Source organism: Gordonia sihwensis, from assembly GCF_029632925.1.
GTDB lineage: Bacteria > Actinomycetota > Actinomycetes > Mycobacteriales > Mycobacteriaceae > Gordonia > Gordonia sihwensis.
On the sequence record NZ_CP121248.1, the window covers coordinates 1140730 to 1154068 of the forward strand.

A 13339-nucleotide genomic window follows, 5' to 3' on the forward strand; every position below is an offset into this window, starting at 1 on the left:
TCACTCCGACCGGCGGTACGGGATCGAGTCGCTGATCCGTTCGTCGATGTGGATGCCGCGGCCCAGCATCGGGAAGGCGCGCTGCGAGCAGTCCGGCCGCGGACACACCTTGCAGCCGGCGCCGATCGGTACCATCGTGCGGTCCTCAGTGAGGTCGACTCCGGTCGAATAGATCAGTTCGTCGGCGTGCGCGAGATCGCAGCCCAGGCCGATCGCGAAGTCGGACGGCGTCGCGAGGTGGCCGCCCGAATGCGAGTCGATGGTCCGCGCCAGCCAGAAGTAGCTGCGGCCGTCCGGCATCTGCGACACCTGGGTCCGCACCCGGCCGGGCGTGGCGAAGGCGTCGTGGACCACCCACAGCGGACAGCTGCCGCCCACCCGGGAGAAGTGGAACGCGGTCGCCGACTGACGCTTGGAGATGTTCCCGGCCTTGTCGACACGGACGAAGATGAACGGAACTCCGCGGTCGCCGGGGCGTTGCAGGGTGGACAGGCGGTGGCAGACGGTCTCGAAGCCGACCTCGAACCGCCGACTCAAGAGGTCGACGTCGTAGCGGAGTTCACGTGCGGCAGCGGCGAATTCGCCGTAGGGGAGAACCAGCGCACCTGCGAAGTAGTTCGCGAGGCCCACGCGCGCCACGGGTATCGAGGCGTCGTCGAGGCTGTCCGCGGAGGCCACCAGCCGATCGATCTGCGGGCGTTGCGAGAGCAGTGCGAGCTGCGTGGCGAGTTGGAAGGCGCGCTGGCCCGCCGACAGTCGCCGCGCGAGCGTCACCGTCGCCGACTCCTCGTCGAATACGCGCTTGGGTCCGGTGCCGCGCTCGGCGGGCGCGATCGTGACGCGGACGCCGAACCGGTGTTCCAACAGGTCGGCCAGCTGCAGATCCAGCCCGCCGACGGACAGGCCGGCGTCGGCGAAGAGTCGCTCGGCGGCCAGGTCGAGCTCGGCGATGTAGTTGCGGCGGTCGTAGAAATAGTCGCGGACCTGCTCGAACGGGGTGATGTGGGGTTCGGTGGAGCCGTCACCGGTCCGCGCTCGGAGCGTCTCCAGCTCGGCGGTCGCCGCCGCCAGCCGACGGTGCATGCCGACCAGGGCGCGGCCGATCTGCGGCATGCGCGCCACCATCTCAGCCACCTCGGTCCGGCTCACCTTCTCTCCCTGCTCGAGGATCGCGTCGGCCAGGTCGGCGGCGAGGCGGGCGTCGCCGGACGCGGAGAAGAAGTCCGGCGCGAGGTCGAACGCGGAGGTGATGGTGAGCAGCACCGGGACGGTGATCGGGCGTTGGTCGTTCTCGAGCTGATTGACGTACGTGGTGGACAGGTCCAGCCGCCGGGCGAGCGCCGCCTGCGACAGCCCGAGCTCCTCGCGCAGCCGGCGGAGCCGGCCGCCCACATAGGTCTTGGCCATGCGCCAACTGTATCCGGCACGGTATCCGCAAGATTCGCAACATAGTCCTGAAAGATCCGCAGAAATACGCATTTGCCAGGCCTTTCGCGAGACGAGAGCGCCTGCGTACGGTGCGAACATGATCAATCACGAAGTCCGCACCCGCCGCAGCGCCGAAGAGTTTCCGTTGAGCGAGCATCTCGCGTACAAGATCGCTCAGGTGGCCGCCGACCCCGTCGGTGTGCCCGACGAGACCGCCGAGATGATCGTCAACCGCATCATCGACAACGCGGCCGTGAGCGCCGCGTCGGTGGTGCGGCGACCGGTCGTGAGCGCGCGCAGGCAGGCGCAGACCAGGCCGGTCGCCGGCGGCTCCACGGTCTTCGGCGTCGACGGCTCGTACGCACCGGAGTGGGCGGCCTGGGCCAACGGCGTCGCGGTGCGTGAGCTGGACTTCCACGACACCTTCCTGGCCGCCGAGTACTCGCACCCCGGCGACAACATCCCCGCCCTGGTGGCGGTGGGGCAGCGAGTGGGCGCCGACGGCGCCGATCTGATCCGCGGACTGGCCACCGCGTACGAGATCCAGATCGATCTCGTGAAGGGCATGTGCCTGCACGAGCACAAGATCGACCACGTCGCGCACCTCGGTCCGTCGGTCGCGGCCGGTCTCGGCACCATGCTGCGGCTCGATGTGCCGACGATCTACCAGGCCGTCGGCCAGGCCCTGCACCTGACCACCGCCACGCGGCAGTCCCGCAAGGGACTCATCTCCAGTTGGAAGGCGTACGCCCCGGCCCATGCGGGCAAGATCGCGGTCGAGGCAGTCGACCGGGCGATGCGCGGCGAGGGGGCGCCGTCGCCGATCTGGGAGGGCGAAGACGGTGTGATCGCCTGGATGCTCGGTGGGCCCGAGGCGCGCTACACGGTGCCCCTGCCTGCGCCGGGTGAGGCCAAGCGGGCCATCCTCGACAGCTACACCAAGGAGCACTCGGCCGAGTACCAGAGCCAGGCGCCGATCGACCTGGCCCGGCGGATGCGCGACCGGGTCGGCGACCCCTCGCAGATCGCGTCGATCGTGCTGCACACCAGCCACCACACCCACTACGTGATCGGCACCGGGTCGAACGACCCGCAGAAGTTCGACCCGACCGCGAGCCGTGAGACGCTCGATCACTCGGTCATGTACATCTTCGCCGTCGCGCTCCAGGACGGTGAATGGGACCACGAACGCTCGTACGCGCCCGAGCGCGCCGCCCGCCCGGACACGGTGGAACTGTGGCGCAAGATCTCCACCGTCGAGGACCCGGAGTGGACGCGCCGCTACCACTCCACCGACCCGAACGAGAAGGCCTTCGGCGCCCGCGCCGTCATCACCCTCGCGAGCGGCGAGGTGATCGAGGACGAACTGGCCGTCGCCGACGCCCACCCGCTCGGCGCCCGTCCATTCGCCCGCGACCAGTATCTGGCGAAGTTCGCGCGCATGGCCGAGGGCGTGATCGACCCCGCCGAGCAGGAACGCTTCGTCGCGGCGGCGACCGGCCTCGCGGACCTGCCCGCCGGCGGTCTCGACGCCCTCAACGTCCGCGTCCTGCCGGACGTGCTGGCGTCCGCGCCGGAGACCGGGAAGGGAATCCTCTGAGATGACCGCCACTTCCGGAAGCGTCTTCTCCTCCGGCCGCAGCGACGCCGACAAGCGGCGCGGCCTGCGCGACGCCCTGAACTCCGGCGAACTCCAGCGCTGGCCGGGCGCGTTCTCACCGTTGGTGGCCAAGATGGTGGCCGACGCCGGATTCGAGGGCGTGTACGTCTCGGGCGCCGCGCTGGCCGCCGACCTGGGGCTGCCCGACATCGGCCTCACCACCCTCACCGAGGTCGCCGCGCGCGGCGGAGCGACCGCGCGAGCCACCGACCTGCCGACGCTCATCGACGCCGACACCGGGTTCGGCGAGCCGATGAGTGCGGCCCGGACCGTCGCGACGCTCGAGGACGCCGGGCTGTCCGGCTGCCACCTCGAGGACCAGGTGAACCCCAAACGCTGCGGACACCTCGACGGCAAGGAGGTGGTCCCGGTCGACGACATGCTGCGCAGGCTGGGAGCCGCGGTCGGAGCCCGCCGCGACGAGAACTTCATCGTGTGCGCCCGCACCGACGCCCGCGGCGTCGAGGGCCTCGATGCGGCGATCGACCGAGCGAAGGCGTACGTCGACGCCGGAGCCGACCTCATCTTCACCGAGGCCCTGGCCACCGCCGCCGAGTTCGAGCGTTTCCGCGCGGCGGTCGACGCGCCGCTGCTGGCGAACATGACCGAGTTCGGCAAGTCGGAACTGCTCACCGCACAGCAACTCCGGGATCTCGGCTACAACGCGGTGATCTATCCGGTCACCACTCTCCGGATCGCGATGGGTGCCGTCGAGGCCGGTCTCGGCGAACTCTCCTCGACCGGCACGCAGCGGGGGCTCCTCGACGGCATGCAGCACCGCGCCCGCCTCTACGAGTTCCTCCGATACGCCGACTACAACGCCTTCGACAACCAGCTGTTCACCTACACCCGACCGGGGGTTCAGAAATGACCGACACGCCCACCGCGCAGTCCGCGGCCGCACGGACGAGCGGGACCGACGCCATATACACCGACGCCATATACAAGGGATTGGCCGGTGTCGTCGTGGACACCACCGCGATCTCGAAAGTGGTCCCGGAGACCAACTCGCTCACCTATCGCGGCTATCCGGTGCAGGAACTCGCGGAGAAGTGCTCGATGGAGCAGGTCGCGTACCTGCTCTGGTACGGCGAGCTGCCGGGGGATCATCAGCTGCAACAGTTCACCCAGCGCGAGCGCGCCGCCCGGCGTCTGGACCGATCGGCACAGGCGGTGCTCGCCCGCACTCCCGAGACCTGCCACCCGATGGACGTGGTCCGGACGATGATCAGCTATCTCGGCACCGAGGACCCCGACGAGGACGTCGCCGCACCCGCGTCACTGCTCGACAAGGCTCAGCGGATGTTCGCGGTGCTGCCCACCATCGTCGCCGCCGACCTGCGACGCAGGAGGGGACTGGACCCGATCGCCCCGCACCACGGGCTCGGCTACGCGGAGAACTTCCTGAACATGTGCTTCGGAGAGGTGCCCGATCCGGTGGTCGTCCGGGCCTTCGAGAAGTCGATGGTGCTCTACGCCGAACACAGCTTCAACGCCTCCACCTTCGCTGCCCGCGTCGTGACCTCGACCGGATCGGACATCTACAGCGCGGTGACCGCGGCGATCGGCGCGTTGAAGGGACCGCTGCACGGCGGCGCCAACGAGGCCGTGATGCACGACATGATCGAGATCGACCGCCCCGAGCGGGCGCGCGCCTGGCTCGACGCGAAGCTGTCCGCCGGAGAGAAGGTGATGGGTTTCGGCCATCGCGTCTACAAGCGGGGAGACTCCCGGGTGCCCACCATGTACCGCGCGCTGCGGGAGGTCTCCGAACACCTCGGTCAATCCAGATGGCTCGCCATCTACGCCGAGCTCGAAGAGGAGATGGTCTCGCGGACCGGGATCCGGCCGAACCTCGACTTTCCGACCGGACCGGCGTACTTCCTCATGGGTTTCGACATCCCGATGTTCACGCCGCTGTTCGTGATGAGCCGCATCACCGGGTGGACGGCCCACATCATCGAGCAGACCGAGTCGAACGCCCTGATCCGTCCGCTGTCCGCGTACTCGGGCCCGCAGCAGAGGTCCGTTCCGGCGTGAGCATCTCGAAGATCCTGGTCGCCAACCGAGGCGAGATCGCGGTCCGGGCCTTCCGTGCGGCCCGCGACCTCGGCCTCGGAACGGTGGCCGTGTTCCCGCACGAGGACCGCGGCGGCATCCACCGATTCAAGGCCGACGAGTCGTATCAGATCGGCACGCCCGGCCACCCGGTCAAGGCCTATCTGTCAGTCGACGAGGTGATCGGTGCGGCGCTGAGATCGGGGGCCGACGCGGTGTACCCGGGCTACGGCTTCCTCTCGGAGAACGCCGGACTGGCCCGCGCGTGCGACGAGAACGGACTCGTCTTCGTCGGACCGTCGGCCGCGGTGCTCGACCTCACCGGCGACAAGAAGCGCTCGGTTCAGGCCGCCCGCGAGGCGGGCCTGGCCGTGCTCGCCGGGTCGGCGCCGTCATCCGACCCCGACGAGCTGGTAGCGGCGGCGGCCGAGCTGACGTTCCCGGTATTCGTCAAGGCGGTGGCCGGCGGCGGGGGCCGCGGGATGCGAAGGGTGGAACGGATCGAGGATCTCGCCGATGCGGTGACGGCGGCGGGCCGGGAAGCCCATGCGGCATTCGGCGATCCCACGGTGTTCCTGGAGCAGGCGGTGGTGCGACCGCGACACATCGAGGTGCAGATCCTGGCCGACGCCGGCGGTGACGTGGTGCACCTGTACGAGCGGGACTGCAGCCTGCAGCGGCGGCATCAGAAGGTCATCGAGATCGCGCCCGCCGTGGGCCTGGACCCCCAGGTGCGCAACCGCATCTGCCGCGACGCCGTCGCCTTCGCCCGGCATATCGGGTACACCTGTGCGGGCACCGTCGAGTTCCTGCTCGACGTACGCGGCCGGCACTACTTCATCGAGATGAACCCGCGGATTCAGGTGGAGCACACGATCACCGAAGAGGTGGTCGAGGTGGATCTGGTGTCGGCCCAGCTGCAGATCGCCGGCGGTGCCTCGCTCGCCGGGATGGGGCTGCACCAGGACGCGATCACCGTCCGCGGTGCGGCGCTGCAATGCCGCATCACCACCGAGGATCCCGCCGACGGCTTCCGGCCGCAGACCGGCCGCGTCCGCGACTACCGCGCGCCCGGCGGGGCGGGGGTCCGGCTCGACGGCGCCGCCGCTCTGGGCAGCGAGGTGACCGGCCACTTCGACTCGATGCTCGTCAAACTCACCTGCCGGGGCCGCGATTTCGCGACCGCGGCCGCGCGGGCCCGGCGGGCGCTGGCCGAGTTCTCGATCCGCGGCGTCACCACCAACATCGGGTTCCTCCGCGCGGTCCTGGAGAACGACGACTTCCTCGCGGGCGGGACCACCACCTCGTTCATCGACGACCACCCGGAACTGCTCACCGGGCACGCACCGGGCGACGACGTCGGCAAGCTGCTGGCGTATCTGGCCGACGTGACGGTGAACCGGCCGCACGGTGAGGCGCCGTCGACCGTCCGTCCCACCTCCAAACTGCCCGCCGTCCCGGCGAGCCTGCTGGCGCGGCCGCCCGCGGGCTCACGGCAGCGTCTGCTGAGTCTGGGGCCGGACCGGTTCGCCGAGTCGCTGCGGACTCAGTCCGCCGTCGCGATCACCGACACCACCTTCCGCGACGCCCATCAGTCGCTGCTCGCCACCCGGCTGCGCACCAGCGCCCTCGACGCCGTCGCACCGTACGTGGCGGCACTGACCCCGCAGCTGTGGTCGGTGGAGTGCTGGGGCGGTGCCACCTACGACGTAGCGCTCCGCTTCCTGAAGGAAGATCCCTGGGAGCGGCTCGAACGACTCCGGGAGGGGTTGCCGAACGTCTGCTTGCAGATGCTGCTCCGCGGTGCCAACACCGTGGGCTACACCCGGCATCCGGACGACGTGTGCCGCGGCTTCGTCGCGGAGGCGGCGGCCACGGGAATCGACGTGTTCCGGATCTTCGATGCGCTCAACAGCGTCGAGGCGATGCGGCCCGCCATCGACGCGGTACGCGAGACGGGGACGGCGGTGGCCGAGGTGGCGTTGAGCTACAGCGGCGACCTGTCGGATCCGCGTGAAGACCTGTACACCCTCGACTACTACGTGCGTCTGGCCGAGCAGGTGGTCGACGCCGGCGCCCACGTGCTCGCGATCAAGGACATGGCCGGTCTGCTTCGTCCGCGTGCCGCGACCGCCCTGGTCGGCGCGTTGCGCCGGGAGTTCGACATCCCGATCCACGTCCACACCCACGACACCGCGGGCGGTCAGGTCGCCACCTATCTCGCGGCGATCGCCGCGGGAGCAGACGCGGTCGACGCAGCCAGCGCTCCGCTGTCGGGCACCACCAGTCAGCCATCGCTCTCCGCGGTGGTGGCGGCGCTGGAGAACGGCGAACACGACACCGGGCTGGATCTTCGCAGCGTGTGTTCCCTCGAGCCCTACTGGGAGGCCGTGCGCCGCGTGTACGCGCCGTTCGAGTCCGGGGTGGGAGCCGCGACCGGACGCGTCTACGAACACGAGATCCCCGGGGGACAGCTGTCGAATCTGCGGCAGCAGGCCATCTCCCTCGGCGTCGGCCACCGCTTCGAGGAGGTGGAACGGGCCTACGCCGACGCCGACGCACTGTTGCGGCGGCCGATCAAGGTGACGCCGTCGTCGAAGGTGGTCGGCGATCTCGCCCTGTCGCTGGTGGCGCAGCAGATCACCGCTGCCGAGTTCGCCGCCGACCCCGCATCGCACGATGTCCCCGACTCGGTGATCGGCTTCCTCGCCGGCGATCTCGGAGAGCCCGCCGGCGGTTGGCCGGAACCGTTGCGCACGCAGGTCCTCGCGGGCCGGACCCACACGCCGCCGACCGCCGCCCTCGCGGCCGACGATCGCGAGGCGCTCACCCGATCCGGGCCGCGCAGGCGGCGGGTTCTGGACCGGCTGCTGTTCCCCGGCCCGGCGGCCGAGTTCGGCGACCATCGGGCGACGTTCGGCGACACCTCGCGGCTGTCGGCGACGGAGTTCTTCTACGGTCTGCGGCCCGGCGAGGAGCATCGCGTCCGGCTGGGTCCCGGCACCGAGATGCTCGTCGGTCTCGAAGCGGTCGGCGAACCCGACGACCTCGGCCGCCGCACCGTGTTGTTCACGGTGAACGGGACACTGCGGCCGGTGCCGGCCCAGGACCGGTCGGTGGAGCCGTCGGCAGCTGTCGCCGAACGCGCCGACCGCAGTGATCCGCGCCAGATCGGTGCGCCTTTCGCCGGCGTCGTCACCGTCACCGTGGCCGAGGGCGACAGCGTGACCGCGGGATCGACCGTGGCGACGATCGAGGCGATGAAGATGGAGGCCTCCATCACCGCGCCCGTCGGCGGGGTGGTCGAGCGGGTCGCCGTCGACGCGGTCGCCGAGGTGGCGCCCGGCGACCTGCTCGTGGTGATCGGTTAGCCGCCCTCGGGACGCCGCACCGGGTAGAGATGAAGGCATGGAGATCACGCGGCAACTGGCACGGGAGCGAATCGGGAGCTGGGCCCGCCGGACCATCGACGACCCGGCGGGCAGGCTCCGGCACTCGGCGGTCGCCATCACCGTCGTCCGTCACGGCGGGGAGTACGGGATCTGGATCGCCCGGCGGCCGTCGTCCCTGCGCAACCACTCCAATCAGTTCGCGCTCCCGGGCGGACGCCTCGATCCCGGCGAGACGCCGACCCGGGCCGCGTTGCGCGAACTGCACGAGGAGATCGGGATCGAACTCGGTGAGGAGACGGTGCTCGGCCTTCTCGACGACTACGAGACGCGGTCGGGCTATCTGATGACACCGGTGGTGTGCTGGGTGGACGACGACCCGCCCGTCCATCCGAGTCCGGCCGAGGTGGACAAGCTCTTCTTCGTGTCCTTCGACGAATTGCGCCGGCCGGCGGTGTTCAGTCGGATACCGGAGTCGCCGCGCACCCTGGTCGCGCTGAACATCGCGGGCGCCCGGATCCACGCGCCGACGGCCGCGGTCGTGTATCAGTTCGCCGAGGTGGTGCTGGCGGGCCGGGACACCCGCGTTCACGATCTCGAACAGCCGGTGTTCGCCTGGCGCTGAGAGCGCCGCGAGCGGGCCTACACCGCGAGCGGATGCCGGGTGCTGCCGTGGCTCGGCGGCCGGTGTGACGGATCGGGTTCGTGCGCACTCGTGAGGACGAAGGACTCCGCACTCGCGTACTCCCAGTCCTCGCGCCACGACTCCGGCGGGCGGGTCAGCAGTTCGCCCGGCGCGAGCCACTCGTAGATCTCCGCGTACGACTTCGATCTGTTCGGCCCCACCGTCCGCATCAGCATCGACGGGTGGAGATCGTCGAAGCTCGTCAGCCCCATCGACGCGACGAACTGCTTGGCGTTGTCGACGACGTGGCGCTGCAGATTGTAGACCCGTTCGGTCTTGTCGGGCACGTCGAGTGCGCGGGCTCGCTTCGGATCCTGGGTGGCGACGCCGACCGGGCACTTGTTGGTGTGGCACTGCTGCGCCTGAATGCATCCGACGGCCATCATCATCGCCCTCGCCGCGAGGGTGAAATCGGCGCCCTGGATCACGCGCTTGACGATGTCGATGCCGTTGGTGATCTTGCCCGACGCGCCGATCCGGATCTGGTCGCGCAGACCGGTGCCGACCAGTGCGTTGTGCACCGTCATCAGGCCTTCGGTCAGCGGGGTCCCGACGTTGTCCTCGAATTCCACCGGCGCGGCCCCGGTGCCGCCCTCGGCCCCGTCGACGATGATGAAATCGGGTGCGATCCCGGTCTGGCGGATGGCCTTGCAGATGCCGAGGAGCTCACTGCGCGAACCGACGCACAGTTTGAAGCCGACCGGCTTGCCGCCCGACAGGTCGCGCAGACGGCCGATGAACTCGCACAGTCCGACGGGGGTGTGGAAAGCGTTGTGCGAGGGCGGTGAGACGACGGACCGCCCGGCGGGGACACCCCGCATCTGCGCGATCTCGGCCGTCACCTTGGGGCCGGGCATCACTCCGCCGAGACCGGGTTTGGCCCCCTGGGACAGCTTGATCGAAATGCACTTGATCTGCGGGTTCGATGCCTTGGCGCGGAACTGCTGGGGATCGAAGTGCCCGTCGGGGGTGCGGCAGCCGAAATAACCCGTGCCGATCTCCCAGATCAGATCGCCCCCGGGCCGCAGATGGTAGGAGCTGAGCCCGCCCTCACCGGTGTCGTGTGCGAAGCCGCCTTTGGCGGCACCGCCGTTGAGTGCCAGGATCGCATTCGCCGACAGCGCGCCGAAGCTCATCGCGGACACGTTGTACATCGCCATGTCGTACGGCTGAGTGCACGCCGGCCCGCCGATCCGCACGGTGGGGGTCTCGTCGGTGGCGGAGTGCGCGACGATCGAGTGCCGCACGTACTCGTATCCGATCACCGTCGGATCGCGCTGGGTGCCGAACGGGTCGACGTCCTTGACGTCCTTGGCGCGTTCGTAGATCGTGGTGCGCGTCTCCCGGTCGAACGGGGTCCCGTCGGTGTCGCGTTCGATGAAGTACTGCTGGATCTCCGGCCGGATGCTCTCCATGAGGAAGCGGAAATGCCCGAGCACCGGATAGTTCCGCAGAATGCTGTGGCGGGCCTGCACCAGGTCGTACGTGCCGACCAGTGCGATGAAGGCGAGGACGCCGGTGACGAATAGCCACCACGGGGAGACCAGGACGAGCGTCGAGGACACCGCGGCGAGAACCCACGTCGCGGCAACAGCCAACCATCTGAGCATCGTCTCCACCTCTTGTCGCGGGCACCGCCGGTCGGGGAATCGGGCGGCTCCCACTGTAGTTCGGACGCGGCGGTACCGGAGGCAGGACGGGCGCACCGGATCCATCGGTCACCGGTGAGCGGTGTCGGATGGATCCGGTCGCGATCAGGTGGCGGGCACCGTGGCCCGATCGGCGGCGATCTCCTCGCGGACCCGGCGGGCGGCGTCGACCATGTTCCGCAGCGCGGCGGTGACCTCGTCGGTGCGGCGGGTCTTGAGCCCGCAGTCGGGATTGACCCACAGCCGGTCGGCGCGCACCGCGTCGAGCGCTTCACGCAGCGACGCGGCCATCTCATCGGCGGCCGGCACGCGCGGCGAATGGATGTCGTAGACGCCCGGACCCACCTGGGCGGCGAAGCCTGCCGCGTCGAGGTCGTCGAGGACCTCCATATGGGAGCGCGCCGCCTCGATGGAGGTGACGTCCGCGTCGAGCGCGGCGATCGCACCGATCACCTCGCCGAACTCCGAGTAGCACAGATGCGTGTGGATCGCGGTGGCGTCGCCGACCCCGCCGGTGGCGATACGGAAGGCGGTCACCGCCCAGTCGAGGTACGCCGCGCGGTCGGCGGTCCGCAGCGGCAGCAGTTCGCGCAGTGCCGGTTCGTCGACCTGGATGATCGGTACCCCCGCTCGCTCGAGATCGGTGGTCTCGTCCCGGATCGCGAGAGCCACCTGACGCGCGGTCTCGGCGAGCGGCTGGTCGTCGCGGACGAACGACCACGCGAGGATCGTCACCGGGCCGGTGAGCATGCCCTTGACCGGCTTCTCGGTCAGGGACTGCGCGTAGGTGATCCAGCCGACCGTCATCGGCGACGACCGCCGGACGTCGCCGAAGAGGATCGGCGGCCGGACGCAGCGTGACCCGTACGATTGGACCCAGCCGGCGGTCGTCGCGAAGAAGCCGTCGAGTTGTTCGGCGAAGTACTGGACCATGTCGTTCCGCTCGGGTTCCCCGTGGACGAGGACGTCCAGACCCACCTGCTCCTGCAGGGCGATCACCGCGGCGATCTCCTGCTCCATCCGGGACCGGTAGGCCGCCGAGTCGATGGTTCCGTTGCGCAGCGCGAGGCGCGCCTTGCGGATCTCGACCGTCTGCGGGTACGAGCCGATGGTCGTGGTCGGCAGGACGGGCAGGCCGAGCGCGGCGTCCTGCGCCTCACGGCGGTCGGGCGCGGGCGATCGGGTCCAGTCGGCCGGAGTGAGCCCGGCGAGGCGTTCGCGGACCGCGGCGACGTGTACGCGCGGGTCCGCTGCCCGGGACGCCAGTGCCGCGCGCGCCGCCTCGAACCGGCACGCCTGGTCGTCCCGGCCGTGCGCCAGGGCCCGAGCGAGCGCGGCCACCTCGCCGAACTTCTCTTCGGCGAAGGCCAGCCATCCGTGCAGCACCGGGTCGAGTTCGAACTCGCCGCGCACGGTGTACGGGACGTGCAGTGTGGAACACGAGGTCGAGACCGCGAGGGCACCGGCGTGCGCGCGCAGCGACTCGAGTGCGGCCAGCGCCGCGTCGAGGTCGGTGCGCCAGACGTTGCGGCCGTCCACCACGCCGGCGACTACCAGTTTTCCGGTCAGATCGGCCGTGCGGACGGTGTCCGGAGAGCCGGTCACCAGGTCCACTCCGACGCCCTCCACCGCGGTCCGCGCCAGCGCCGCGAGACGGTCGCCCGCATCGCCGAAGTACGTCTGCACCAGGATCCGCGGGCGCGTCCGGACAGCCGACAGCACACCGTAGACGCGTTCGGCGAGGTCGGTGAGACCGTCGGCCTGATCGGTCACCAGCGTGGGTTCGTCGATCTGGACCCAGTCGACACCGGTCTGGGCCAGGCGGCCGAGGAGCTCGGTGTAGAGCGGCAGGAGATCGTCGATGCGGGTCAGCGGTGCCGGGCCGCCGTCGACCGCCTTGGCGAGCGCGAGGAAGGTGATCGGTCCGATCACCACGGGACGGGCGGGCACGCCCTGAGCCTGCGCTTGAGCGATCTCATCGAGGACTGCGCCCGGGTCGAGGGTGAACTCGGTGTCCGGACCGATCTCCGGAACCAGGTAGTGGTAGTTGGTGTCGAACCACTTGGTCATCTCCAGCGGTGCGATGTCGGGGCCCGGGCCGCCGGCGGTGCCGCGGGCGGCGGCGAAGTAGCGGTCCAGCGGATCGTCGATCGCCGCCACTCGCGGTGGCAGCGCGCCGAGCATAACAGCGGTGTCGAGCACCTGGTCGTAGTACGAGAACGTGTTGACGGGCACCGAGTCGAAACCGGCGTCGATCAGCCTGCTCCAGCTGTCGCGGCGGATGCCCGTTGCGACCCGGGTGAGCGCGGCGGCGTCGATCCGGCCCGCCCAGTAGGCTTCGACCGCGCGCTTGAGCTCCCGGTTGGCGCCGATCCGGGCGACGCCGGGGACGGTGGCCGTGAAGCCCGCAGAGTGGGTGGTGCTGGTGTCGGTGGTGATAGTCGTGTCATCGGACATGACGTGTTCTTCT

The 13339-nt window shown here is 70.0% G+C and carries 8 protein-coding genes; 5 read left to right on the plus strand and 3 right to left on the minus strand.

Annotation, left to right across the window (positions count from 1 at the left end):
* Positions 1-1407: a short-chain fatty acyl-CoA regulator family protein gene (locus P5P27_RS05415; RefSeq protein WP_278126767.1), complete on the minus strand. Its 1407-nt coding sequence runs from the start codon at positions 1405-1407 to the stop codon at positions 1-3.
* Between the two features lie 118 nt (positions 1408-1525).
* Here P5P27_RS05415 and prpD point away from each other — a divergent pair, with 118 nt between their 5' ends.
* The 5 genes from prpD to P5P27_RS05440 are packed head-to-tail and all read left to right on the plus strand — an operon-like array spanning position 1526 to position 9160.
* Complete coding sequence (gene prpD / locus P5P27_RS05420; protein WP_006896494.1) at positions 1526-3028, plus strand: 2-methylcitrate dehydratase PrpD; 1503 nt, start codon at positions 1526-1528, stop codon at positions 3026-3028.
* A gap of 1 nt (position 3029) precedes the next feature.
* Positions 3030-3959 carry a methylisocitrate lyase gene (gene prpB / locus P5P27_RS05425; RefSeq protein WP_006896493.1) on the plus strand — a complete coding sequence of 310 codons (930 nt, stop codon included), beginning with the start codon at positions 3030-3032 and terminating at the stop codon, positions 3957-3959.
* Positions 3956-5128, plus strand: coding sequence for a bifunctional 2-methylcitrate synthase/citrate synthase (locus P5P27_RS05430; protein WP_006896492.1), 1173 nt, complete (start codon positions 3956-3958; stop codon positions 5126-5128). The genes prpB and P5P27_RS05430 overlap by 4 nt, the downstream gene beginning before the upstream one ends.
* A complete protein-coding gene (locus P5P27_RS05435) occupies positions 5125-8517 on the plus strand; it encodes a pyruvate carboxylase (protein WP_278126772.1) in 3393 nt (1130 codons plus the stop codon). Before P5P27_RS05430 ends, P5P27_RS05435 begins: the two co-directional genes overlap by 4 nt.
* 37 nt (positions 8518-8554) lie before the next feature.
* Positions 8555-9160, plus strand: a complete 606-nt coding sequence (locus tag P5P27_RS05440; RefSeq protein ID WP_278126774.1) for an NUDIX hydrolase — start codon at positions 8555-8557, stop codon at positions 9158-9160.
* Between the two features lie 17 nt (positions 9161-9177).
* On the opposite strand, the gene P5P27_RS05445 is transcribed toward P5P27_RS05440, so the two are convergent.
* Positions 9178-10830, minus strand: a complete 1653-nt coding sequence (locus P5P27_RS05445) for an FMN-binding glutamate synthase family protein (RefSeq protein WP_278126776.1) — start codon at positions 10828-10830, stop codon at positions 9178-9180.
* A 144-nt stretch (positions 10831-10974) separates the two neighbouring features.
* Positions 10975-13326: a 5-methyltetrahydropteroyltriglutamate--homocysteine S-methyltransferase gene (gene metE, locus P5P27_RS05450; RefSeq protein ID WP_278126778.1), complete on the minus strand. Its 2352-nt coding sequence runs from the start codon at positions 13324-13326 to the stop codon at positions 10975-10977.
* Positions 13327-13339: the final 13 nt, after the last annotated feature.

Coding starts and splice junctions, on each gene's coding strand:
- P5P27_RS05415 (WP_278126767.1), bottom strand. CDS start 1,407: ATGGCCAAGACCTATGTGGGCGGCCGGCTCCGCCGGCTGCGCGAGGAG.
- prpD (WP_006896494.1), top strand. CDS start 1,526: ATGATCAATCACGAAGTCCGCACCCGCCGCAGCGCCGAAGAGTTTCCG.
- prpB (WP_006896493.1), top strand. CDS start 3,030: ATGACCGCCACTTCCGGAAGCGTCTTCTCCTCCGGCCGCAGCGACGCC.
- P5P27_RS05430 (WP_006896492.1), top strand. CDS start 3,956: ATGACCGACACGCCCACCGCGCAGTCCGCGGCCGCACGGACGAGCGGG.
- P5P27_RS05440 (WP_278126774.1), top strand. CDS start 8,555: ATGGAGATCACGCGGCAACTGGCACGGGAGCGAATCGGGAGCTGGGCC.
- P5P27_RS05445 (WP_278126776.1), bottom strand. CDS start 10,830: ATGCTCAGATGGTTGGCTGTTGCCGCGACGTGGGTTCTCGCCGCGGTG.
- metE (WP_278126778.1), bottom strand. CDS start 13,326: ATGTCCGATGACACGACTATCACCACCGACACCAGCACCACCCACTCT.